This window comes from Streptacidiphilus albus JL83 (genome assembly GCF_000744705.1).
Lineage (GTDB): Bacteria > Actinomycetota > Actinomycetes > Streptomycetales > Streptomycetaceae > Streptacidiphilus > Streptacidiphilus albus.
The window spans coordinates 5,165,552-5,185,751 of record NZ_JQML01000001.1 but is presented as its reverse complement, the minus strand read 5'-3'; the positions used below and the strand labels follow the sequence as shown (position 1 = coordinate 5,185,751).

General features: G+C 70.2%; 21 protein-coding genes, 1 tRNA gene and 1 other RNA gene. 7 read left to right on the top strand and 16 right to left on the bottom strand.

Annotated elements, in window-relative coordinates; translation table 11 throughout:
• Positions 1–151 precede the first annotated feature (151 nt).
• From BS75_RS22620 to ffs, 5 genes are all read right to left on the bottom strand, one after another.
• Complete coding sequence (locus BS75_RS22620; protein ID WP_034089561.1) at positions 152–814, bottom strand: DUF5063 domain-containing protein; 663 nt, start codon at positions 812–814, stop codon at positions 152–154.
• Positions 807–1,406, bottom strand: coding sequence for a recombination mediator RecR (gene recR, locus BS75_RS22615; RefSeq protein WP_034089560.1), 600 nt, complete (start codon positions 1,404–1,406; stop codon positions 807–809). The genes BS75_RS22620 and recR overlap by 8 nt, the downstream gene beginning before the upstream one ends.
• Before the next feature lie 282 nt (positions 1,407–1,688).
• Positions 1,689–2,030 (bottom strand): YbaB/EbfC family nucleoid-associated protein, encoded by a 342-nt coding sequence (locus tag BS75_RS22610; protein WP_034089559.1) that lies wholly within the window; start codon positions 2,028–2,030, stop codon positions 1,689–1,691.
• A 112-nt stretch (positions 2,031–2,142) separates the two neighbouring features.
• Positions 2,143–4,434: a DNA polymerase III subunit gamma and tau gene (locus tag BS75_RS22605; RefSeq protein ID WP_034089558.1), complete on the bottom strand. Its 2,292-nt coding sequence runs from the start codon at positions 4,432–4,434 to the stop codon at positions 2,143–2,145.
• 49 nt (positions 4,435–4,483) lie between these two features.
• Positions 4,484–4,574, bottom strand: an RNA gene (gene ffs / locus BS75_RS45625) — signal recognition particle sRNA small type.
• A gap of 144 nt (positions 4,575–4,718) precedes the next feature.
• Between ffs and BS75_RS22600 the strand changes: the two genes are divergently transcribed.
• Positions 4,719–4,803, top strand: a tRNA-Ser gene (locus tag BS75_RS22600).
• A gap of 201 nt (positions 4,804–5,004) precedes the next feature.
• Here BS75_RS22600 and BS75_RS50520 read toward each other — a convergent pair.
• The 3 genes from BS75_RS50520 to BS75_RS50515 form a co-directional block, all read right to left on the bottom strand.
• Positions 5,005–5,268 carry a hypothetical protein gene (locus BS75_RS50520; RefSeq protein WP_231607864.1) on the bottom strand — a complete coding sequence of 88 codons (264 nt, stop codon included), beginning with the start codon at positions 5,266–5,268 and terminating at the stop codon, positions 5,005–5,007.
• 158 nt (positions 5,269–5,426) lie between these two features.
• Positions 5,427–5,843, bottom strand: a complete 417-nt coding sequence (locus BS75_RS22590; protein WP_034089556.1) for a prevent-host-death protein — start codon at positions 5,841–5,843, stop codon at positions 5,427–5,429.
• 862 nt (positions 5,844–6,705) lie between these two features.
• Positions 6,706–7,164: a hypothetical protein gene (locus tag BS75_RS50515; protein WP_034089555.1), complete on the bottom strand. Its 459-nt coding sequence runs from the start codon at positions 7,162–7,164 to the stop codon at positions 6,706–6,708.
• A 258-nt stretch (positions 7,165–7,422) separates the two neighbouring features.
• Between BS75_RS50515 and BS75_RS22580 the strand changes: the two genes are divergently transcribed.
• The 3 genes from BS75_RS22580 (at position 7,423) to BS75_RS22570 (ending at position 10,008) form a co-directional block, all read left to right on the top strand.
• Positions 7,423–7,704, top strand: a complete 282-nt coding sequence (locus BS75_RS22580; protein ID WP_034089554.1) for a type II toxin-antitoxin system Phd/YefM family antitoxin — start codon at positions 7,423–7,425, stop codon at positions 7,702–7,704.
• A complete protein-coding gene (locus tag BS75_RS22575; RefSeq protein WP_052069621.1) occupies positions 7,701–8,111 on the top strand; it encodes a type II toxin-antitoxin system VapC family toxin in 411 nt (136 codons plus the stop codon). The genes BS75_RS22580 and BS75_RS22575 overlap by 4 nt, the downstream gene beginning before the upstream one ends.
• 460 nt (positions 8,112–8,571) lie before the next feature.
• A complete protein-coding gene (locus BS75_RS22570; protein WP_034089553.1) occupies positions 8,572–10,008 on the top strand; it encodes an ATP-binding protein in 1,437 nt (478 codons plus the stop codon).
• 90 nt (positions 10,009–10,098) lie between these two features.
• On the opposite strand, the gene BS75_RS22565 is transcribed toward BS75_RS22570, so the two are convergent.
• Entirely contained in the window at positions 10,099–11,130 is a 1,032-nt protein-coding gene (locus tag BS75_RS22565) for a medium chain dehydrogenase/reductase family protein (RefSeq protein ID WP_034089552.1), read from the bottom strand.
• A gap of 134 nt (positions 11,131–11,264) precedes the next feature.
• Here BS75_RS22565 and BS75_RS22560 point away from each other — a divergent pair, with 134 nt between their 5' ends.
• Positions 11,265–11,915: a TetR/AcrR family transcriptional regulator gene (locus tag BS75_RS22560; RefSeq protein WP_034089551.1), complete on the top strand. Its 651-nt coding sequence runs from the start codon at positions 11,265–11,267 to the stop codon at positions 11,913–11,915.
• A gap of 110 nt (positions 11,916–12,025) precedes the next feature.
• Here BS75_RS22560 and BS75_RS22555 read toward each other — a convergent pair whose 3' ends face one another.
• Positions 12,026–13,420 (bottom strand): hypothetical protein, encoded by a 1,395-nt coding sequence (locus BS75_RS22555; protein WP_034089550.1) that lies wholly within the window; start codon positions 13,418–13,420, stop codon positions 12,026–12,028.
• Positions 13,421–13,537: 117 nt separating this feature from the next.
• Positions 13,538–14,197 carry an NADPH-dependent F420 reductase gene (locus BS75_RS22550; RefSeq protein WP_408022597.1) on the bottom strand — a complete coding sequence of 220 codons (660 nt, stop codon included), beginning with the start codon at positions 14,195–14,197 and terminating at the stop codon, positions 13,538–13,540.
• A gap of 85 nt (positions 14,198–14,282) precedes the next feature.
• Here BS75_RS22550 and BS75_RS22545 point away from each other — a divergent pair, with 85 nt between their 5' ends.
• On the top strand, positions 14,283–14,654 hold the full coding sequence (locus BS75_RS22545) for a winged helix-turn-helix transcriptional regulator (protein ID WP_034089548.1): 372 nt from the start codon (positions 14,283–14,285) through the stop codon (positions 14,652–14,654).
• A 37-nt stretch (positions 14,655–14,691) separates the two neighbouring features.
• Here the strand turns inward: BS75_RS22545 and BS75_RS22540 are convergent, their stop codons facing one another.
• Both BS75_RS22540 and BS75_RS22535 read right to left on the bottom strand, forming a co-directional pair.
• Positions 14,692–15,339, bottom strand: coding sequence for a response regulator transcription factor (locus BS75_RS22540; RefSeq protein WP_034089547.1), 648 nt, complete (start codon positions 15,337–15,339; stop codon positions 14,692–14,694).
• Positions 15,324–16,583 carry a sensor histidine kinase gene (locus BS75_RS22535; RefSeq protein ID WP_034089546.1) on the bottom strand — a complete coding sequence of 420 codons (1,260 nt, stop codon included), beginning with the start codon at positions 16,581–16,583 and terminating at the stop codon, positions 15,324–15,326. Before BS75_RS22535 ends, BS75_RS22540 begins: the two co-directional genes overlap by 16 nt.
• Before the next feature lie 175 nt (positions 16,584–16,758).
• On the opposite strand from BS75_RS22535, the gene BS75_RS22530 reads away from it, so the two are divergent.
• Entirely contained in the window at positions 16,759–17,190 is a 432-nt protein-coding gene (locus BS75_RS22530) for a hypothetical protein (RefSeq protein ID WP_034089545.1), read from the top strand.
• A 53-nt stretch (positions 17,191–17,243) separates the two neighbouring features.
• On the opposite strand, the gene BS75_RS44650 is transcribed toward BS75_RS22530, so the two are convergent.
• From BS75_RS44650 to BS75_RS44645, 3 genes are all read right to left on the bottom strand, one after another.
• The gene (locus BS75_RS44650) at positions 17,244–17,693 is read right to left on the bottom strand and encodes a response regulator (RefSeq protein ID WP_052069620.1); all 450 of its coding nucleotides are present in this window, start codon (positions 17,691–17,693) and stop codon (positions 17,244–17,246) included.
• A 90-nt stretch (positions 17,694–17,783) separates the two neighbouring features.
• Positions 17,784–18,470, bottom strand: a complete 687-nt coding sequence (locus BS75_RS22520) for a response regulator (RefSeq protein ID WP_042437453.1) — start codon at positions 18,468–18,470, stop codon at positions 17,784–17,786.
• Positions 18,460–20,085: a histidine kinase gene (locus tag BS75_RS44645; RefSeq protein ID WP_052069619.1), complete on the bottom strand. Its 1,626-nt coding sequence runs from the start codon at positions 20,083–20,085 to the stop codon at positions 18,460–18,462. The genes BS75_RS22520 and BS75_RS44645 overlap by 11 nt, the downstream gene beginning before the upstream one ends.
• Between the last annotated feature and the right edge of the window lie 115 nt (positions 20,086–20,200).

Sequence of the window (20,200 nt, the reverse complement as noted above, 5' to 3'; positions counted from 1 at the left end):
CAGTCTATCGACCGGGGCCGCCACGCCTACCTGTATCCAGATGCTGAGACTTCATGCTCATCGGGCGAGACGATTCCTGGCCTGGGACGATGCGCACACATCCCGACCCGGGCACTCCCGCCGCGGCACGCCGTGCCGCGCTGCTTCCGTGCTACTCCGCGCCGTGCACACCCAGTTCCGCGGCCATCAGCTCGCCGGCCTGCTGCCCCAACTGCTCGTCCGTGAGCCCGTCGTCGTCCGTGTCCACGCCGTCACCGGCCGCATTGATGGGGCTGTCCAGCCGGACATGGGCCACCAGCGAGTGCAGCGCGCGCAGCACCGAGGTGGTGCTGGAACCCCAGTTCGCCAGGTAGGAGAACTGCCACCACCACAGCGCCTCGGAGATCCGGCCCTCGCGGTAGTGCACCAGGCCGTGCTGGAGGTCGGCGACCACACCGGCGATGTCGTCGGAGATCCGGCAGGGGACCGGCTTCTCCGGCAGACCGTAGGGGTCGAAGATCTCGTGGTAGACGTCGATCGGCGCCAACAGCTCCGCGAGGCGCTGGCGCAGCTCGGACTCGTCGACATCCGGACCGGTGTCCGTCTCGTAGCGGTCGTCCGGCAGGACGTCCTCGATCGCGCCCAGCCGGCCACCGGCCAGCAGCAGCTGCGAGACCTCCAGCAGCAGCAGCGAGATGCCGCTGCCGGGCTCGTCGCCCTTGGCGATCTCGTGGACGGCGAGGACGAAGCTGTTGACGGAGTCCGCGATCTGCACGGCGAACTCGTCCGGCTCCTGGGCATGGATCGTTGCGGTGGTGGCGCTGATGTCAGACATCGAGAAGTCGTCTCCCTTCGAAGGCCCGTCCGAGGGTGACCTCGTCGGCGTACTCCAGGTCTCCACCGACCGGCAGGCCGCTGGCCAGTCGGGTCACTTTGAGGCCCATCGGCTTCAGCAGCCGGGCCAGGTAGGTGGCCGTAGCCTCACCCTCAAGGTTGGGATCGGTGGCCAGGATCAGCTCGGTCACCACCCCGTCGGCGAGTCGCGTCATCAGCTCCCTGATCCGCAGGTCGTCCGGCCCGACGCCCTCGATCGGGCTGATCGCGCCGCCGAGCACGTGGTACCGGCCCCGGAACTCGCGGGTCCGCTCGACCGCGACCACGTCCTTGGGCTCCTCGACCACGCAGATGACCGAGGGGTCACGGCGGGTGTCGAGGCAGACCCGGCAGCGCTCGGACTCGGAAACGTTCCCGCAGACCGCGCAGAAACGTACCTTCTCCTTGACTTCATTGAGCGCGTTCGCCAAGCGGCGCACATCGACCGGGTCGGACTGGAGGATGTGGAAGGCGATCCGCTGCGCACTCTTGGGGCCGACGCCGGGCAGCCTGCCCAACTCGTCGATGAGGTCCTGGACCACGCCCTCGTACACGCTGCTCGTCCTGCCTTTCGCCACCGGAGTGGGTAGTGACCTGCTGCTGGGAGTTGTTGAAGGCCATCATCCTCTGGCCGGGGAGGCCGACACACCCGTGCGACACACCCAGACTCCACCTGCCGGGGGCGTACGGAAGTCTTCAGGAAGTCGGAGAAGTGCGGGGCTGTGCCCCTGCCCGTGCCGGGCCGGTGCCCGGCCGCCGCGTGCCGGCCCTGGCCGGGCCGGTGCCCGGGCCGCCGCGTGCAGGCCCTGGCCAGGCCGCCGCGTGCCGGCCCTGGCTCAGAAGGGCAGTCCGGGGATGCCCCCGCCGCCCAGCCCCTGGGCCAGCGGGCCCAGGCGCTCGGCGGCGAGCCGCTGCGCGGCCGACGTGGCGTCCCGGACCGCAGCGAGGACCAGGTCCGCCAGGGTCTCCGTGTCCTCCGGGTCGACCGCCTTGGGGTCGATGACCAGGGCCTTCAGCTCACCCGCGCCGCTGACCGTCGCCGTGACCAGGCCGCCGCCGGCCGTGCCCTGCACGGTGGCCGCCGCCAGCTGCTCCTGGGCCTGGGCGAGTTGCTGCTGCATCTGCTGGGCCTGCTGAAGCAGTGCCTGCATGTCGGGCTGTCCGCCACCGGGGAACATGATGTGCTCCTGACGTCAAAAGTCATGGCTGCCCGTCCGTACGGCGCACAGCCGTACGTCTCGGGACCGTACGGTGCGAGCCTACGCGGCCGGACCGTCAGCCAGGACCCACCTAGCGGTTGTGCTCGATCTCCTCGATCACAGTCGCGCCCAGTTCCCGGATGATCAGCTCCTGGCCGGAGATCGAACCCATGGCGTAGGCCGGGCCGTCCTCCTCCGGAACCTCGTCGTCGGGCGAGTCCGGGAACGGCGGCGGCAGGTCGGGCACCGGTGCCGAGGCCGGAGCGCTGTAGGACGGAGCACTGTAGGCCGACGGCGTCTGCGGCACCGGCTGCGGAGCCGCGGCGGCCTGCGGCGCGGCGGCCGAGGGCGCCTGGACCGGCGCGGCCGTCGCCTGCATCGTCCCCGTCCCGGCCCCCGGCCCCGATCCTGCGAACGCCTGCGGGGGCTGGGCCTGCTGCTGCGGAGGCTGGAACTGCTGCGACGGGCCCGGCCCGGGCCCGACGGGCGCCGCGGGCGCGCCGGAACCCCAGCCGCCGCCGGACCCGCCACCACCGGGAGCACCGGGGCCGCTCGGGCCACGGCCGCCACCGGAGGGGTCGATCACGCAGTCGATCTTCCAGGAGACGCCCAGGGCGTCCTGCATCGCCTGGCGCAGGATGTCGTCATGGCCGCCGTTGACGAAGCCGTCTCGGGTGCCGGCGTGCTCGAAGGCCAGCTGGAGCGTGCTGCCGTCGAATCCGGCGACCTGCGCCTGCTGCACCAGCATCCAGGTGACCCGGCGGCGGCCCTTCACGGCCTCCAGGATCTGCGGCCACATCCGCCGCACCTCGCCGGCCCCGCCCTGGGCGGCCGGCGAAGGCTGCGCCACGGGCGCGGGCTGGGCAGTCGGCGCGGGCTGGGGAGCGGGTGCGGGCTGGGCCACAGGCGCGGGTGCCTGCGGCACGACCGGAGCCGCCGCGGCGGGCGCGGCGGGCGCAGCCGTCGTCGGCGTTGCGGCGAAACTGCGCGCCACCGGCCAGGCGCCGGATCCGGGGGCCTGCGCCCCGGGCACGGGCGCGGAGGCGATCGGCGCGGCTGCCGGCATCGGCGCCGGAACCGTCGCTGCCGGAGCCGTCACCGGCCCCGGGGCGGAGGCCGCGATCGGGCCCGGGGCGGTCATCGGGCCCGGGGCCGTCATCGGAGCCGCCACAGACGGGCCGACCGCCATCGGCACGGCCATGCCCTCCACCCCGCCGCCGCCGAAGGCCGACCGGCGTTCCAGCTTGTCCAACCGGGCCTGGACGGACCGGGCGTCGTCGTATGCACCGGGCAGCATGACCCGGGCGCAGATCAGCTCCAGCTGCAGCCTGGGCGAGGTCGCCCCGCGCATCTCCGTCAGCCCGGTGTTGACGATGTCGGCGGCACGGCTCAGCTCGGCCGCGCCGAAGCGCCCGGCCTGCTGCTCCATCAGCGCGATCCGGTCGGCGGGCGCGTCGATCAGGCCCTTCTCACCCGCGTCCGGGACGGCGGAGAGGATGACCAGGTCGCGCAGCCGCTCCAGCAGATCGGCCACGAAGCGGCGCGGGTCGTGGCCGCCCTCGATCACACGGTCGACCATCCCGAAGACCGAGGCGCCGTCCTGTGCGGCGAAGGCGTCGGTCACCTCGTCCAGCAGCCCGGCGTCGGTGTAGCCGAGCAGCGCGGTGGCCATGCTGTAGGTCACACCGCCGGCGTCCGAGCCGGCCAGGAGCTGGTCCATCACCGACATCGAGTCACGCACGGAGCCCGCCCCGGCCCGGACCACCAGCGGATAGACCGCGTCCTCGACCTGGATCCCCTCCTGCCCGCAGACCTGGGCGAGGTAGTCGCGCAGCGTGCCCGGCGGGACCAGCCGGAACGGGTAGTGATGGGTGCGCGAGCGGATCGTCCCGATGACCTTCTCGGGCTCGGTCGTCGCGAAGATGAACTTCAGATGCTCCGGGGGCTCCTCGACGACCTTCAGCAGGGCGTTGAAGCCGGCCGTCGAGACCATGTGGGCCTCGTCAATGATGTAGATCTTGTAGCGACTGGATGCGGGGGCGAAGAACGCCTTCTCCCGCAGGTCACGCGTGTCGTCGACACCACCGTGCGAGGCGGCGTCGATCTCGATCACGTCGATGGACCCGGGACCGCCGCGCGCCAGGTCGGTGCACGACAGGCAGACGCCGCAGGGCGTGGGTGTGGGCCCCTGCTCGCAGTTGAGGCAACGAGCGAGGATGCGCGCGCTGGTGGTCTTGCCGCAGCCGCGCGGGCCGCTGAAGAGGTAGGCGTGGTTGACCCGGTTGTTGCGCAGCGCCTGCTGGAGCGGACCGGTGACGTGCTCCTGACCGATGACCTCGGCGAAGGTCTCGGGGCGATAGCGGCGATAGAGAGCGAGCGACACGTCACTGACCCTAACGGTCCCCACTGACAAGCGGAGGCCTCTGGAAACGACAGGACCCCCGTGCACCCGCCAGAGCCCACTTACCCTTGCTGCCTTCCGGCCCTGGGGGGGTTCAGCGAGATAGCGCCACACGAGGGGCTGTGGAACAGCGTACCGGATACCCGGGGTGATCCGTGACGCCACCCGTACGGAGGACCCGTCCGGACACCCGCCGACCACCCCGCAGGTCGGAGCCCCGGCTACATGTTCGCGAGCACCCCCAAACGTCTAGTAAGCTCTCCCACGGAGGATTCGCCTAGTGGCCTAGGGCGCACGCTTGGAAAGCGTGTTGGGGGCAACCCCTCACGAGTTCGAATCTCGTATCCTCCGCCTCGCCTGAACGGGCAAATGAGGGGCCCCACCGCTGAGCGGTGGGGCCCCTCTTCGTGCTCGGGCACCCCGGGCAGCTCCCGCCTGAGGGGACCTACAAGCGAGATCCGGACCAGTATCTGACCAAGCGCAGGGCGCGTGACGACAGTGTGGTCGCTCCGCAGGACAGATCAGGCGTGGGGGTGCAGCCTCGCTCGTCGGTCAACAGCCCTCGGTCCAGAACTGGTTGAGGCGCTCGATTGCCTGGCTCTTGTCCATCTCGGCGACCTGCTCCTCGGTGAGTCCTACTTGGTTGAGGAGCAGGTAGACCAGTTGCGCGGGCAGCGCCTCGCGTGGCGCCGCGGGCGTGCCTCGGTCGGGAAGCCTGCCGTCCAGAACGCAGGCCCAGAACACGCCCTCCGTGACGTCCAACTGGTCGCGAAGGATGTGCGCCCACAGACTGGAGCCGTACCTGGTGCGGTCCACTGGGTGCGACACTCGCGTACGGAGGATGCGTCCGTCGGGAATGGCGAGCTCGTATGTGATGTGGTGGGTGCCAGTGCGGCCCCGCGCATCACGTACTCGCTCCCATTCCTCGGTCTTGCAGAACTGTTCGTGCCGTTCGCGAGTCGGCTCAGGCCAAGTCACTTAGCAGCCCCGAGGACCCATTGGCGGAGCTGCGCGTTGTCGCTCAGAGAGATCAACTGGACCAGGCCCCAGTTGTCGCGGTGGTTCGGGGCATTCAGAAGCCGCTCGTGCCAGTCCTCGGCATACTCGCGAAGGGCGTCGACCAGTTCGTCGATGGCCTCCTCGAAGGTGGCGCCGTCCGCCGCGATGGGCAGGCCTGGGAAGAACGCCGACCAGCCGCCGTCCTCGTGGAGGACTTCTGCCTTGGAGGTGCAAAGCAAGGCGAGGGCGTGGCGAAGCCTGCTCGCGTCAACCACGGCAGCGTGCTCCGTGTCTCGGCGAACCGTCGCGACACGGCCTTGCCCTGCCGCGTCCAGGAGATCCTTGAAGTGGGTTCGGGCTTCGGTGTAGCTCTCGTAGTGGACTGCCGTCATCGGAGCCTCCCTTTCCTGGTGGCTCTAGCATCGCCGAGCTATTGACGTACGTCAAGTACGTGACGTACGTCTGCCATGGCCGCCCAGTGAAAGGCCTACCTCTTACCGCTTGCCGGCTCTACAGCGCGAAGGCGGTTCGCCGCCGAGCATGAGGACCACCCGGGAGGCGCAACCCTGCCTAAGGGCGGAGGGTCTTCCCGGGGATACTCGGGCACTTCCCCGACAGGCCATTGACGGAGATCAAGGAAGCCTCGGCGTCCGGAACCGGTGTTCCAGAGCCTTCTGCCTGCCGCTTGAGTCAGACGTTGCCGTGTCGCTCCGACCGAAGCGCAGTCCCCTTGGGACGCGCGGTCGGCGACCCGCAGGGCGCAGGATCATGATCGCCACCTGCGAGCATCTGCGTGACAGAGGCCCAGGGCGGGATGTGGTCTCAGTTCTGGTCTCATTCACCGTCGTCCGCTGAGGTCCGGTCGATGACCCCAGACTCACTTCGCCGCAGGTCAGGATGGTGACGTACCCACCCGGACGGTGTCGAGGAGAATTGGAAAGCGTGTTGGGGGCAACCCCTCACGAGTTCGAATCTCGTATCCTCCGCAGGCCGATGGCCCGGACCGCACCAGCGGCCCGGGCCATCGTCGTCTCCCCACATCACCAGGGTGACCCCCATGGCGTCGACGTTCACTGATGCTTTCCTTCGCGCTGCCGGGCAGTATGCCGCCCAGGGAGCCGAGCAGCCCGAGGCACTCGAGAAGGTGCTGCCGACTGATCCGTGGACGGCCGGCCTCTGGACCGGTGCGTCTACCGATCCGCCAGCCGAACCGCGCGGGTCGGGCTCCTCGGCACGTACGACCAGTCCGAGTAGTCATGGCTCTGAGCTTGGGCCAATCCCGGCCGGTAGGGCAGCGCAGCGGCCCCCGCCAGCGAGCGGATCGCCGAGTTCGGACGCTGCAGCGGTGTACCGGAGCTTCGGGACCCAGGTATGGACACGGCCGGCTTCGCCGATCCCCGCCGTGCCGCCGAGACGCTCGCCTTCGTCGGAATGGGAGTGCTGGGCGCGGTGGGCTACATCGGCCAACAGCCGGGCCCGACGCGCCCCGGTGGCCAGTAGCTCCGCCCAATCCATGACCGGCCGCTCCTGCGGGTCATGCAGCCGCACCACCGCCTGCGGAACGAGCCGGACCACCTGCCAGCATCCGCAGTCGTCCATCCTCGTGCCGACCAGCAGATCACAGCCCAGGCAGGCAGGGTTCGGGCCGTCCCTCCTGTCGATCCCCGTGCAGTAGCCCCCGGCCCGCTCGACAATCAGCCCGGTGCCACGCATGTCGCCGGTGCTCTCTCGTCCCTGCGGGTGCGGCCAGTGGATGAAATACGTGCAGGGCGGTGGGGTGACCCCCAAAGGAGAGCCGGGCGACGCGTCCGCGCGGGCATCACCACCTGCGCCGGAATGCCGAGCAGTGGCCGTGTGCTGTGCGTCGCAGAGGCATTCGCCAGCGCCCTGAACCACTGGGGCGACTCGGCTCGCACTTGCCCAGGCCAGCATTCTTCTTACAGGTACACATTTTCTGTGTACCTTGGAGATATGGAGACGATCCCGCTTGGAGAGATGAACCACAACCCCGCCAAGATCACCGCGAAAGTGCGCCAAGGCGTCACCGTCGTCCTGACGGAGCACGGCAGGGAGGTCATCGTCATGACCCCCGCTGCACAGTCGACGTCCGCAGTGGATCGGCTGATGGCAGCAGGAAAGATCCAACGCACAGCCCACCCCGGGGCAATGCCCGAGCTGCTCGACGACCTGGCCGCCCTGCCGTCGTTGTCCGCGCTGCTGATCTCCGAGCGGGACGAGGAGCGCAACCGGTGAGCGTGTACTACCTGGACACCTGTGTCCTGCTCAAGTTCGTGCAGCAGGAGACCGAGACCGCAGCGCTCCGTACGTGGCGCAGCGCTCTGGCCCGTGACACGTACCTGTTCACCTCGCAGCTTGCCGGGGTCGAGCTGGCTCGTACGTTCCGTCGCGCAGGCCTCGACCGCCAGCGCGTCCCCTTCCTCGTCGCCAACGCCTTGAAGGGCGTCGACCAGATGCTCCTCGACGACGACGTGCTGACTCGCGCCGCAGCCTTCGAGGTTGTGAAGCTGGGAACGCTCGACGCCATCCACCTCGCGACGGCTCAGCCACTGGCCTCGGAACTGGACGGCTTCCTTACCTACGACGGTCAGCTGACCGCGGCAGTCAAGGACATCGGCCTGCCCCACCTTGCGCCCTCGTGACAGGTGTCCCGCAACTGCATTTCCAGTTGTATCCACCCCCGCCGGCACCGTCCGAAGCGCAGTGCGCAGGTTCCTACTCGCGCACGAGGGTTGCAGTTCGGGCTGCGTTCAGCCCCGTTCACAGGGGTACGCACAGGCTGACCGACAGGGCCACACCGCAGGTCAGGACCCCAGCGAACCCGACCGAACCCGTCCGAACCCCCGGACGAACAGTTGGAAAGCGTATTGGGGGCAACCCCTCACGAGTTCGAATCTCGTATCCTCCGCAGGTCAGAGGGCCCGCACCGTTCGCCGGTGCGGGCCCTCTGCGTTCCACGTCTCATAGGCAGTCGCCAACAGACCTGCTTCACGCTGTCACCGCCTGCGCTTCGAGCGCTCACGGCCCCGGGCGGCCACTCCTTCAGGTGAAATGTAACCAGAATGGGCTCAAATATAACTACGGCACGGTTACATTTGCCTCATGGCTACAGAACTGGAGGCCCTGGTTACGGAGTTGCGGGCGGCGGGCGGTGACTCCACCAGCGTGGAGGTGAAGTCCGCAGCAGGCGGGTTGCCGCAGTCACTGACCTCCACCCTCAGTGCGCTGGCGAACCTCCCCGGTGGGGGCACCATCATTCTGGGCCTGGATGAGCGCTCCGGATTCCGCCCGGTCCCGCTTTCGAATCCGCAGGACCTGAAGCAGGGACTGGCCCTGAAGGCCCGCGCCTTCACCCCACCCGTCCAGCTCACCATCAGCGACGGATCCGTCGACGACCACCCCGTCGTAGTCGCCACCGTCCAAGAGTGCGACCCTTCCGCGAAGCCCTGCAAGGTCACCGTGTCCGGAGCCTCGTACCTTCGCGGATACGACGGCGACTTCGAGCTCTCCGCGCTGGAGGAGCAGGCGTTCCTCGCCACTCGGCAACCACCACGATTCGATCGAGCGCCAGTTGCGGAAGCGACGTTCGCGGACCTCGACGAAGAACTACTCTCCGAGTTCCTGCGCTCGGTCCGCGAACGGGACCCCCACGGCTTGGGGCGCTTCAACGACGACGCCGAACTGCTGCGCCGCGCCGGAGTCACGACGGCCGCGAGCGTGCCAACAGTCGCAGGCATCCTCGCCCTCGGCGCCCACCCGCAACAGTGGTTCCCACGATTCGTCATCCAGGTCTCAGCCGAACCGCTACCGGACGACGCCCCAGGCACACGTGCTCGCAATCAGGCCACGATCACCGGGCCGATCCCCCGCATGCTCGACGAGGCACTCGCCTGGGCACGTCGCACCTTCGACACCAGCATCGTGTCCACTCCCGACGGCACAGTCCACGATCGTCTCGATTATCCGCTTCTGGCGTTCAGGGAGCTGGTCGCCAACGCCCTGGTGCATCGGGACCTCGACAACTGGTCCGCCGGCCTGGCGATCGAAGTACGGCTCCGCCGTGACCGACTCGTCGTCTCCAATCCCGGTGGCCTGTACGGGATCACCGTCGAGCGGCTCGGCCACGATGCGGTCACCTCCGCGCGCAACGCCCGGCTGGTCGCACTGTGCCAGCATGTCCGCACCCCGGAAACGGGAGCCCGCGTCATCGAAGCACTGGCCTCCGGAATCCCCACTGTCAGGACAGCGCTGAAGGAATCCGGCCTGCCCCCGGCCCATTACGTGGACGCGGGCATCCGCTTCACCGTCGTCCTGCAGCGAACCGCACCGACGCCGCCGAATACCGACCTGAACGGCAGCGAGCAACGTGTCTACGACGCCCTGGCCCGAGGCCCGCTGCAGGTGACCGACCTCCAGAGGCTGCTCGACCTGTCCCCTGCCAACATTCGCAAAGTCCTCCGCGGGCTGCGCAGTCACGGCCTCGTCGAGCAAATCGGAGGCAGAGGCCGCTCCACCAGCTACCGACGCCCGTCTGAATAGGCACCGCGGGGCTTGCATTCAGCTTCGTTCAGGGTGATGTGTCGCCCGACGATCGGCGGCCGACATCCCGCGACGGTGCGCGTCAGGGAGTCAGGGAGTCAGGACGACCTTGCCGGTCACGGTGCCGGATTCGGCCAGGCGCAGGGCCTCGGCGGCCCTGGCGAGCGGCAGTTGGGCGGCGATGCGGGCGGTGACGTCTCCGCGTTCGAGGGCGGTGAAGACCTCGGTGAGGTCGGTGCGGAGACGGGCGCGGAAGCGGCTCCTGCTCAGTGCCCGGCCGGCCCAGATGTTGTAGAAGTGGGCCCGGCGGCCGTTGGGCAGGGTGTTCCAGAGCCAGGTGCGGGCGAGGATCTTCAGTACCGGCCACTGCTTGGAGCCGGTGTCGTCGCGGGTGGAGGCGCTGCCATAGGCGATGAGGGTGCCGCCGGGGGCGAGCAACTGCCAGGAGTCGATGACGCTTCGGCCACCGACATGGTCGAAGACGGCGTCGACGCCGCCGGGGGCCAGTTCGCGGACCTGGGCGGGCACGTCTCCGGCGCGGTAGTCGACCGGGAGGACGTCCAACTCCCGCAGGGCGGCGTGGTTCCGGGCGGAGGCCGTGCCGATCACCTTCACCCCTGCGGCCCGGGCGAGTTGGACCAGGACCGAGCCGACGCCGCCGGCGGCGCCGTGCACCAGGACGGTCTGCCCCGCGCGCACCCGGGCCTTGCGGTGCAGCATCTGCCAGGCCGTGATGCCGTTGACCACCACGGTCTCGGCCTCCGCCGCCGTCACACCGTCCGGGACCCGGACCGCGTCCTCGGCGTCGAGCACCAGGTGGCTGGCCCACCCGCCGACCTTCACCAGCGCGGCCACCCGCCGGCCGGCCAGGCCCGGGTCAACGCCTTCGCCGGTGGCCAGCACCCGGCCCACCAGGTCGTAGCCGGGCACGAACGGGAAGGGCGGCTGGTCGTAGTAGCGCCCGCGGCGCATCTGCTGCTCGGCGAACGAGACGCCGGTCGCCTCCATGGCGACCACGATCTGCCCCGGGCCCGCGCCCGGCACGGCTGCTTCGCGGATCTCCAGGCCTTCCGGGGCCACGATGCCCGGCAGAACGACCTGGACGAGTCGTGCGTTGTCCATGACCGCCCCCTTCTCGATAGATGTTTTCGCGTTCGTTAGAAGTTGTAACTCACATCGCCGGTGATAGTCAAGCACGTTAGTGATAGCCTCTAACAAACGAGCTGGTCCAGCTTCGGGAGAGTGGGAAACAGATCATGGTCGAGCCGGACACGAGGACTCCGAGGGAGCGCTACCGCGCCCAGGTACAGGCGGAGATCAAGGACCGCGCCTGGCAGCAGATCGCCACCGCCGGGGCGTCCGCCCTGTCCCTCAACGCCATCGCCAAGCAGATGGGCATCAGCGGACCAGCCCTCTACCGGTACTTCGCCGGCCGCGACGACCTGGTCACCGAACTCGTCCGAGACGCCTACCGCAGCCTGGCCGACACCTTCCACGCCCGCGCCGCAGCCGGCGCCGGCCTCGGCGATCTGGCGCACGCCCTACGCCAGTGGGCTCTGGACGACCCCCAGCGGTACTTCCTCGTCTACGGCACCCCAGTGCCCGGCTACCGGGCGCCCGAGGACACCACCCGGATCGCCCGTGAGATCATGACCGTCCTGCTCGACGCCTGCACCGCCCAGCAGCCTGCCCCGACCCCGACCTCCCCGCTCGACGCGCACCTGTCCGAGCACCGGGCCTGGGCCGGGGCGCACCCGGCTCCGCCCTCGGCGCTCCGCCGCGCCCTCACCTTCTGGACCCGCCTCCACGGCGTGCTCTCCCTCGAACTCGCCGGCCACTTCACCGGCATGGGCTTCGATCCGACCGAGCTCTACAACGCCGAGACGGAAACCTTCACGGAGCATTGAGACACCAGGGGCCCTGCCAGTCGGCCCCTTCCCGCCCCATGCGCAGAGGTCCCGCACCGCCGAAGCGGTGCGGGACCTCTGACCTGCGGCCAAATAGGTAGAGCCGAGAGTCAGTTCACCGAGAAGTAGTAGTCGTAGGAGCTCAGTACCAGCCCGTCCTTGGTCGTCGCGTAGACGTTGAGGTCGTAGAACCCGTCATCGGTCGGGGTCCAGTTGATCGTGGCCGCCCCCTTGGCGCCCGCCTTGACCGTGACCGCAGGGCCGTAGTTGAAGGAGTACGTGTAGCTCGCCACCCTCCCCTGCTTGGGGACGAAGGTGAAGGTGCCCGGGACGCCCACGCCGCCGCTGGTGCCGTTCTCGGCGTAGACGTCGGAGCTGACGGTGGGGCTGGTGTCGACGGAGCCGGTGGTCCACCAGGCCGAGTCGCTGACCCAGCCGTTCGCGCTGGTGCTGCTGACCAGCAGCGAGGTACCGGTGACACCGTTCAGCTTGATCCGCAGGTGGGCGGTGCCGTCCTTGGCCGCCTTGACGGTGACGGTCTGGGGGCTGGAGCCGCCGTTGACCTGCACCGTGTAGCTGACCACCCGGCTCGCCGCCTGCACCCCGCTGTTGGGCGTGAAGGTGAACCGGCCGGTCTTGTCGAAGCCGGGCAGCGGGGTTGGCGGGACGACCGTCGGCCCGGTGGAGCTGACGTAGAAGGCATAGCTCGACTGCGCGGACTGGAGGACCGCCCGGTCCAGGCTGACGACGTAGAGGGTCATCGGGCCGGAACCGCTCGGCGGGATCAGGCTCACCGTGGCCGAGCCGCCCAGGGTGGTGGCCGGGACGAAGTCCTTGGTGTCGGCGTACACGTCGACCGGCGTCGGGATCCCGTAGTCGCCGATGGTCGCCGTCACCGGCACCGGGAGGTCGTTCTGCCAGCCGAACTCGTAGCCGGCCACGTCCGCGTCGCCATTGGCGCCGAAGGTGAACTGGACCGGCGCCCCGCCCTTGTCCCAGCCGCCCTGCGGGTAGTTGGACGAGGTGACGGTCGGTGCCACGGACGGCCGGGTGTCGTCGACAGCGAAGTAGCACGGGGCGGACCAGGCCGAGACCGCGCTCCCGTCCACGGTCTCGGCCTGCCAGGCGTAGGTCTGACCGTCGGTCAGGCTCTCGGACTGCACGGTGACCGCCGCCTCGGTCCCGGTCGGGTCCTGGGTGCGCGACAGGGTGGTGATCCCGGTCGGGTCGGTGACCGGCCAGACCTGGTACTGGACGGTGAGGCCGGTGTCGGTGGTGGGGGTGGCGTCCTGGGGAATGCCCTCGATCACAACTCCGTCACCGCCCCAGACGTAGGCGGGCGCGGTCGCGTCCGTGGAACAGGCGCGGTAGCCGTTGAACAGCTCGGTCGGCGTGGTCGGCCCCCCGGACGCCGCGACCGCCGGCGAGGCCGCAACCAGTGACAGGCTGACGACGCCCAGCGAAATGAGGGCGGTGCGCAAGCGTCCGCCCAGGGTTTTGCTCATCTGGAACCCCTCCCGAAAGCGCCCGCGTGCAATGCCTGATACGCACTGCATGCACGGGCGGCAGGGGAAGAGTAGTAGAAGCCTCCGACACTGTCAGAGGCTTTACCCCAGACCTCCTCAGCCGTGCGACAGGTCGACGAAGGGCACAGCCGTGACGGGGTTGCAGCCTGCCGCGACCAGCCGCATGACGAAGCCCGCGACGTCCTCAAGCTGACGGGCGTGTTCCAGTCCGCCGATGACGGCGGGTACCGCTCCCAGGTCGCGGATCAGCTCGGCAGTGGTGTCGAGGGCCCCGGCGTCGTCACCGCAGATCGCCACGGTTCGCTCGGGTTGCCCGGCCGGCGCCGGGGACAGCCAGCCCGTACCTGCGAACAGGTGCAGTGCCTTGACCACATGGCCGCCCACAGCCCGCTCCGCGACATGCTCGGCGGCCGAGCCGACCGCCGGCTTGAGCATTCCCGAGGCGTAGTCCACCGCGTTGGTGCAGTCGATGACGGCCTTGCCGGCGAAGGAGCCCTCGGCGGCGCCCGCAAGCGCGAGCACCTGGTCGATCCCTTCCCAGGCGACCGCCACGAGCACGGCGTCGCTCGCCCGGACCACCTCCGCCGGTACGGCCGCCGCCACCAGGTCGCCCAGCCGCTCGGCGACAGCCTGCGCCTTGTCGAGCGAACGCCCCCCGACGAGGACTCGGTGACCGGCACGTGTCCACGCCTCGGCCAGCGCCGAGGCCATCGTTCCGGTTCCCAGGATTCCGATACGCACTTTGCTCTCCCCTATTTCCTTTTCGGAAGGCCCGATATCTCGCTACCGTAGGCACCTCGGGCCTACCGATCGGTAGGCCCGAAGCCGGTAGGAGTGACGCATGAACGACGACTGCCAACCCTTCGTCACCGACTGCGCGGTGCGCCTGGCGACCGACCTGCTCGCCCACACCTGGGACCCGGTCGTGCTGATGGCGCTGCGCACCGGCAGGCGCCGCCGCATCGACCTCCTGGCCGGCCTCACCGGGGTCAGCGACAAGGTTCTGTCCGAGACCCTGCGCCGCCTGGTCTCCAACGGGCTGGTCACACGGATCACCACGACGACCGACCGCACCGTGGCGTACGAACTGTCGGAGCTCGGCGGAAGCCTGGCCAACGGACCGCTGGCGGCTCTCGGCCACTGGGCGGTCGAACACGCCGACCAGGTCCTCCTGGCCCAGCAGCAGGACGGGGCATCGGCATCAGCGCGGTAGCACCCTGCGGACGCGAGGCGTCCACGGGGTGGTGCGGCTACGCCTTGTTCAGGTAGGTGAGAACGGCGCGGACGCGGCGGTTGGTGTCGTCGTCGTCGAGGATGCCGAGCTTGCCGAACATCGAGGTGGTGTACTTGCCGACGGCGCTCTCGCTGAGGAAGAGACGGCGGCCGATCGCCTGGTTGGACAGACCCTCGGCCATGAGCCCCAGCACGTCGTACTCGCGTTCGGTGAGCCGGTCCAGCCCTCGGCTCGGGGCGCTGGTGGACAGCAGCTTCGCGATGACGGCCGGATCCATGGCGGTGCCTCCGGCCGCGACGCGTTCCAGGGCGTCGATGAACTGGTCGGCGTCGAAGACGCTCTCCTTGAGCAGGTAGCCGATCCCGCCGGAGCCGTCGGCCAGCAACTCCCGGGCGTAGAGCTGTTCCACGTGCTGGGACAGGATCAGGATCGGCAGTCCCGGTATTTCACTGCGGGCGGTGAGCGCCGCCCGCAGGCCCTCGTCCGACTGGGTCGGCGGCATCCGGACGTCGATGACGGACACATCGGGGCGCGCGCTGCGCAGCGCGTCCAGCGTCTCGGGGCCCGTACTCGCCGTGGCGACCACCTCGTGGCCATAGGCCTCGATCAGGCGGACCAGGCCGTCGCGCAGCAGGTAGAGGTCTTCGGCTACAAGGATTCGCATGGCACCATCATGACCGCGAGGGTCGGGCCGCCGGGTGGGCTGGTGATCTCCATGGTCCCGTCGAAGACGCTGAGTCGGCGACGCAGTCCCGCGAGTCCGCCGTCGGGGCGGACCTCGGCCCCGCCGCGGCCGTCGTCCCGGACCTCGACGACGAGGCCGGTCCCGGTGCGGGCGAGGGAGATCCGCGCCCGGCTCGCCCGCGCGTGCTTGGCCGCGTTGGTCAACAGTTCGGCGATGCCGAAGTAGACGGCGGCCTCGATCGGCGGGTCAAGGCTCGGCGGCAGGTCCGCGTCGACGGTCACTTCGAGAGGGCTGTCCAGGGCGAGGGCGCGGACGGCCTCGGCGAGCCCGCGCTCGCTCAGCACCGGCGGCGCGATGCCCCGGATCAGCTCCCGGAGTTCGGTCAGCGAGGCCACGGCGCCGGCCTGGGCGTCACGCATCAACGCCCGGGCCCGGACCGGGTCGCTGTCCATCAGCTTCTGGGCGGTGGCCAGGGAGAGACCGAGCCCGACCAGGCGGGCCTGGGCCCCGTCGTGCAGGTCCCGCTCGATCCGGCGGATCTCGGCCGCCTGAGCGATCGTCACATCCGCCCGCTGCGCCGTCAGTTCCTCCACCCGGTCCGCAAGAGCCATGGCGCGGGAGGGGCGGAGGAAGCGGACGGCCACCGGCTCGACCAACCGCCAGGCGTACGGTGCGGACGCGACGGCCACAACCGCAGCGACCGCCGCGGCCGGCGGCGCAACGCGCTCCGGCCACGTCAGCCCGAGCACCGCCACCGCAGCGGCGGCCGGTGGCACCGCCGCCACCAGGCCCGCGGTGAACGGCGCGACGAGGGTGAACCACAGGTCACGCCAGTTGGCCGGGTCGCGCCAACGGATGCGCCACCTCTGGTCCATGAGGGCGTCCCGACGGGTGCGCTCGTAGGAGAAGCCGTTCCACCAGTAACCGGTGGACATCCGCGTCACCGGTCCGGCCTGCCGGTATCCGGTGGGAACCACGGTCCCGGTCCAGCGGGTGACCAGGAAGCGGACGACCTGGCAGACCGGACGGGCGAGCAGGGCCGTGCCCACCACCACGATCAGCAGCGGTGCCAGCCACGACCACGGGTTCGCCGGTCCCCACCAGATCCCCAGGGCGACCGCGCCGCCCCACACCGCCGGTATCAGCAGGCAGACGGCCGCCACCGCGCACGCACGTACGAGCCCCACCCCGGCACGTGCCGCCCACACACCCGACTGCTTCATCTCTCGTTCCTCCGCTTCGGTCCGATGCTCCCACTGTGCACGTCTCCGAGCCTGCGGTCGCACGGGTCGGCAGGGAAGTGGGGCCAGCCCCACCCGCCCGTGCGCCCAGACCCATACCGCGCCGTTCGGCCGCTTCGTAGCGTTGGGATCACAACGACACGGAGGAGCAAAGATCATGGCGAACATCACCGCAGTTGCCTCGGCGAACCTCGGCACCTCTCTCACCCGGGACGCCTTCGCCAACGTCAGGAAGTGCGTCAGCCTCTTCGGCGCCGTCAGCGCGATCGTCCTCGGGACGGTTGCTGCGATGGCCCTCACCCACCACCAGGCGACCTCGTTCATGTGGGTCCGCGGCGGCATCCTGCTCGCCGTCGCCCCGCTGCTCCGCCGGTACGTCACCAAGGCGTCGGAGGGCTCCTACCAGGCCTTCGACCGGGTGCGCACGCTGGCCACGATCATGCCGGTCGCCCTCGTCGCCGTCGACCTGGTCCCCGGCCTCTGCCCGGCCTGGTACGCCGTCCTGCAGGGGCTGTCCGCCCTGGCCCTGGTCGCCGTCGCCGTCATCACCCGCGGCACCGCCCTGAAGGCCGCGTTCCCCGAGAAGTGACCTGCTGAGGATCGGCTCTTCCGCCGCTCGTCCTGCGCAGTACCCGTGGCGCCCTAGGTCCCCACCGAGGCCCGAACCGTGTTCAGGATGGCGTCGATGTCTCCGCTCTTGTCGACGAGGGCGAAGGCCCCCGCGGCCAGGGCGGCCTCGCGCAGGCCGCCGCGCCCGCTCATGGCCACGACCGCGCAGCCGGGCCTCCGGCTCAGGCTGTGCACCAGTGCGAGGCCGGTCCCGATGTCGGGGAGAAGCAGGTCCACCAGGGCGACCGCCGGGCTGGTGCGGTCGGCCAGGGCCAGTGCGGCCGCAGCGTCGGCGGCCTCGGCCACCAGGGTCAGGTCGCTCTCAAAGGTGATCGTCTCGTGGATGGCGCCCCTGACCCGGGCGTCCCGGTCCACCAGCAGCAGACGGATGGGGCGAAGCGCCCGGTGGAGCGGCCCGCCGCGGTCGGGGACGGGGTCATCACCCTTGTTGGGTGTTTCGAGAGGGAACCCAGAACGTGCCATACCGTCGATCCTGGCAGCGGTTCCCCTGCCCGGCATCGGCCGTTTGACGGCATTCCCCGGCGTTCGGGGCCCTGCCCGGTGTTCGGGCCTTCAGCGGCCCGGTCGCGGGCCCGGCACCAGGCCCTCCTGCACCGCCCACAGGGCGGCCTGGGTACGGGAGGCCAGTCCCAGACGGGCGAGGATGTCCGAGACGTGGGTGCGGGCGGTGCGCTCGCTCACCACCAGGGTCTCGGCGATCTGGCGGTTCGACGCTCCCTCGGCGATCAGCAGGAGCACCTGGTGCTGCCTCCGGGTCAGACTGTCGCCGGTCTGCTGCGAGGCCCGGGTCGAGTCGGCCAGGATTCTGGCCACGGCCGGATCGAGGTGCATCCGGCCGGAGACGGCCGCCCGGATGGCGGCGGCGAGCTCGTCGGCGTCGGCGTCCTTCAGCAGGTAGCCGGCCGCACCGGCCTCCAGCGCGCCACGCACCTTGCTCTCCTCCACGAAGCTGGTCACGGCCACCACCTCGACGGCGGGCCAGCGCGCCTTGATCTGCCGGGTGGCGGTGATGCCGTCCATGCCCGGCATCACCAGGTCCATCAGCACCACGTCGGGCAGGGCGTCGGCGGGTTCGAGGACGGCCATGCGGTCCAGGGCCTGCTGCCCGTCCGAGGCCTCACCGACCACCTCGATGTCCTCGACCATGGCCAGGTAGGCGGAGACTCCGCTGCGCACGACGCGGTGGTCGTCGACCAGGAAGACCCGGAACGGATGGGCGGGCTGGGAGTCAGTGGGCATGGTCGGTGCCTTCCTCGGTGCGGTCCCGCGGACTGTGCGGCAGCGTCACCGTGACGACGGTGCCGTTGCCCCGTTCGCTGGTGACGATGAACTGGGCGCCGACGGCCCGGGCACGCTCGGCCATGGTGGAGAGTCCCATCGAACCCGAGTGCTCGGCGTCGGGTTCGAAGCCGGCGCCGTCGTCGCTCACCACGATCCGCAGTGCGCCGCCCTCGACGGTGACGTGCACTGCCACCTGCTCGGCCCGGGCGTGCTTGACCACGTTGTTGAGAGCCTCCAGGGCGATGCGGTAGAGGTGCTCCTCGACCCCGGCCCCGAGATCCAGCCGCCGTTCGGGCCCGACCACCGTGATCGGCACCTGTTCCCGGGCGGTCAGGGCCGCGCCCTGCTTGCGCAGGGCCGACACCAGTCCCTCCTCGGCCAGCGCCCCGGGACGCAGCTCGAAGATGAGGGCCCGCATCTCCGCCAGGGTGCCCCGGGTCAGCTCGGCGAGCTGGGCGACCGACCGGCCCAACGGCCCCGTCGCGTCCAACTCCGCCTTGGTCATCGCCAGCTGCGCGGCCCTGGCGTGCATGGTCATGGAGAAAAGGGCCTGACTGATCGAGTCGTGCAGCTCACGGGCGAGGCGGGTGCGCTCCAGCGAGGCTGCCAGCCGGGCGTTGGTCACCGCCACCGAGACCTGGTTGGCGAGGATGTCGTAGAAGGCGCACACATCCGCGTTGGGACTGGCCGCGCCCGAGGGCAGGTGCACCCCGAACACTCCGAACACCTCTCCCTCCCAGGAGAGCGGAGCGTAGTAGGAGCCCTGCCAGTCCAGGCTGTCCATGGTGGCGGCGAAGGCCTTGGTGGCCGGGGCGGCGCCCATGGCCGAGCGGGCATCGGGCATGTACACCGACCTGCCGGTCAACACCTGGGCCCCGCCGGGCATCTCGTCGAGGGTGACCGAGCTGGCGGTCCACGCGCCCATGCTCCGGGCGCGGTCCGGGAACCCGAAGCCTCCCGCCGCAGCCAGCTTGTGGTCCTCGCCGACCACCACGATTCCGCAGGCGGTCGCGGTGGTGCTCTCGACGGCATGGCGGGCGATGCCCCGCAGGATCTCGTCCACCGTCCCGGCTCCGACGAGCTGGGCCGTGGTCTGCGCGAGTGCCGCCGCGGTGCGCTTCATGGCGCGTCCACCGCCGAGGTCGCGCAGGACCGCCACCCAGTGCGAGGCGCCGTCGATGTCGGTGGCGAAGACGGAGCAGGTGACCTCGTGACCGGCCGCACCCACGCCGCCTCCGCCGCCCACGCCGCAAAGGAACGGCGCCGGCGCGTCCGCAGGGTCCCAGGGGAAGGAGCCCGGCAGCGTCGTCTGCCCGACGGCCTCCAGCATGCCCAGGAGTTCGCGGCCGCGCAGTCGGTCGAGCGATCGGCCCAGCATCCGGCACGCCGCAGGGTTGGCATAGACGAAGCGACCACCGGCATCGACGACGGCTATCCCGTCCTCGACCCGGGCCAGTGCCACCGCCAGGGTCGGCAGGCCCAGAGCGGCGGCCTCGTCGGCGTGCTCCCGGTGCTGACCGTCATCGGGGACCCGGCTGCCGGACCTGCTCGTCGGCACGGACTGTTCGTCCACTGCGCTGCCCCGTCTCTGTTCACCTGTCGCACCTGACACTACAGCCACGTGTTCGAGCGAGGCGCCTACGTCATTCGGCACAGGGCTGCCGCGTCAGATGACAGGGCCGGTGTCC

Excerpts from the sequence above, each read along its gene's own strand:
- BS75_RS22545 (WP_034089548.1), top strand. The coding sequence starts at position 14,283 with ATGAACGACGACTGCCAACCCTTCGTCACCGACTGCGCGGTGCGCCTG.
- BS75_RS22610 (WP_034089559.1), bottom strand. The coding sequence starts at position 2,030 with ATGTTCCCCGGTGGCGGACAGCCCGACATGCAGGCACTGCTTCAGCAG.
- BS75_RS22540 (WP_034089547.1), bottom strand. The coding sequence starts at position 15,339 with ATGCGAATCCTTGTAGCCGAAGACCTCTACCTGCTGCGCGACGGCCTG.
- BS75_RS22590 (WP_034089556.1), bottom strand. The coding sequence starts at position 5,843 with ATGACGGCAGTCCACTACGAGAGCTACACCGAAGCCCGAACCCACTTC.
- BS75_RS22520 (WP_042437453.1), bottom strand. The coding sequence starts at position 18,470 with ATGCCCACTGACTCCCAGCCCGCCCATCCGTTCCGGGTCTTCCTGGTC.
- BS75_RS22580 (WP_034089554.1), top strand. The coding sequence starts at position 7,423 with ATGGAGACGATCCCGCTTGGAGAGATGAACCACAACCCCGCCAAGATC.
- BS75_RS22565 (WP_034089552.1), bottom strand. The coding sequence starts at position 11,130 with ATGGACAACGCACGACTCGTCCAGGTCGTTCTGCCGGGCATCGTGGCC.
- BS75_RS22620 (WP_034089561.1), bottom strand. The coding sequence starts at position 814 with ATGTCTGACATCAGCGCCACCACCGCAACGATCCATGCCCAGGAGCCG.
- BS75_RS22535 (WP_034089546.1), bottom strand. The coding sequence starts at position 16,583 with ATGAAGCAGTCGGGTGTGTGGGCGGCACGTGCCGGGGTGGGGCTCGTA.
- BS75_RS22530 (WP_034089545.1), top strand. The coding sequence starts at position 16,759 with ATGGCGAACATCACCGCAGTTGCCTCGGCGAACCTCGGCACCTCTCTC.
- BS75_RS22570 (WP_034089553.1), top strand. The coding sequence starts at position 8,572 with ATGGCTACAGAACTGGAGGCCCTGGTTACGGAGTTGCGGGCGGCGGGC.
- BS75_RS22555 (WP_034089550.1), bottom strand. The coding sequence starts at position 13,420 with ATGAGCAAAACCCTGGGCGGACGCTTGCGCACCGCCCTCATTTCGCTG.
- BS75_RS50515 (WP_034089555.1), bottom strand. The coding sequence starts at position 7,164 with ATGCGTGGCACCGGGCTGATTGTCGAGCGGGCCGGGGGCTACTGCACG.
- BS75_RS44650 (WP_052069620.1), bottom strand. The coding sequence starts at position 17,693 with ATGGCACGTTCTGGGTTCCCTCTCGAAACACCCAACAAGGGTGATGAC.
- BS75_RS22560 (WP_034089551.1), top strand. The coding sequence starts at position 11,265 with ATGGTCGAGCCGGACACGAGGACTCCGAGGGAGCGCTACCGCGCCCAG.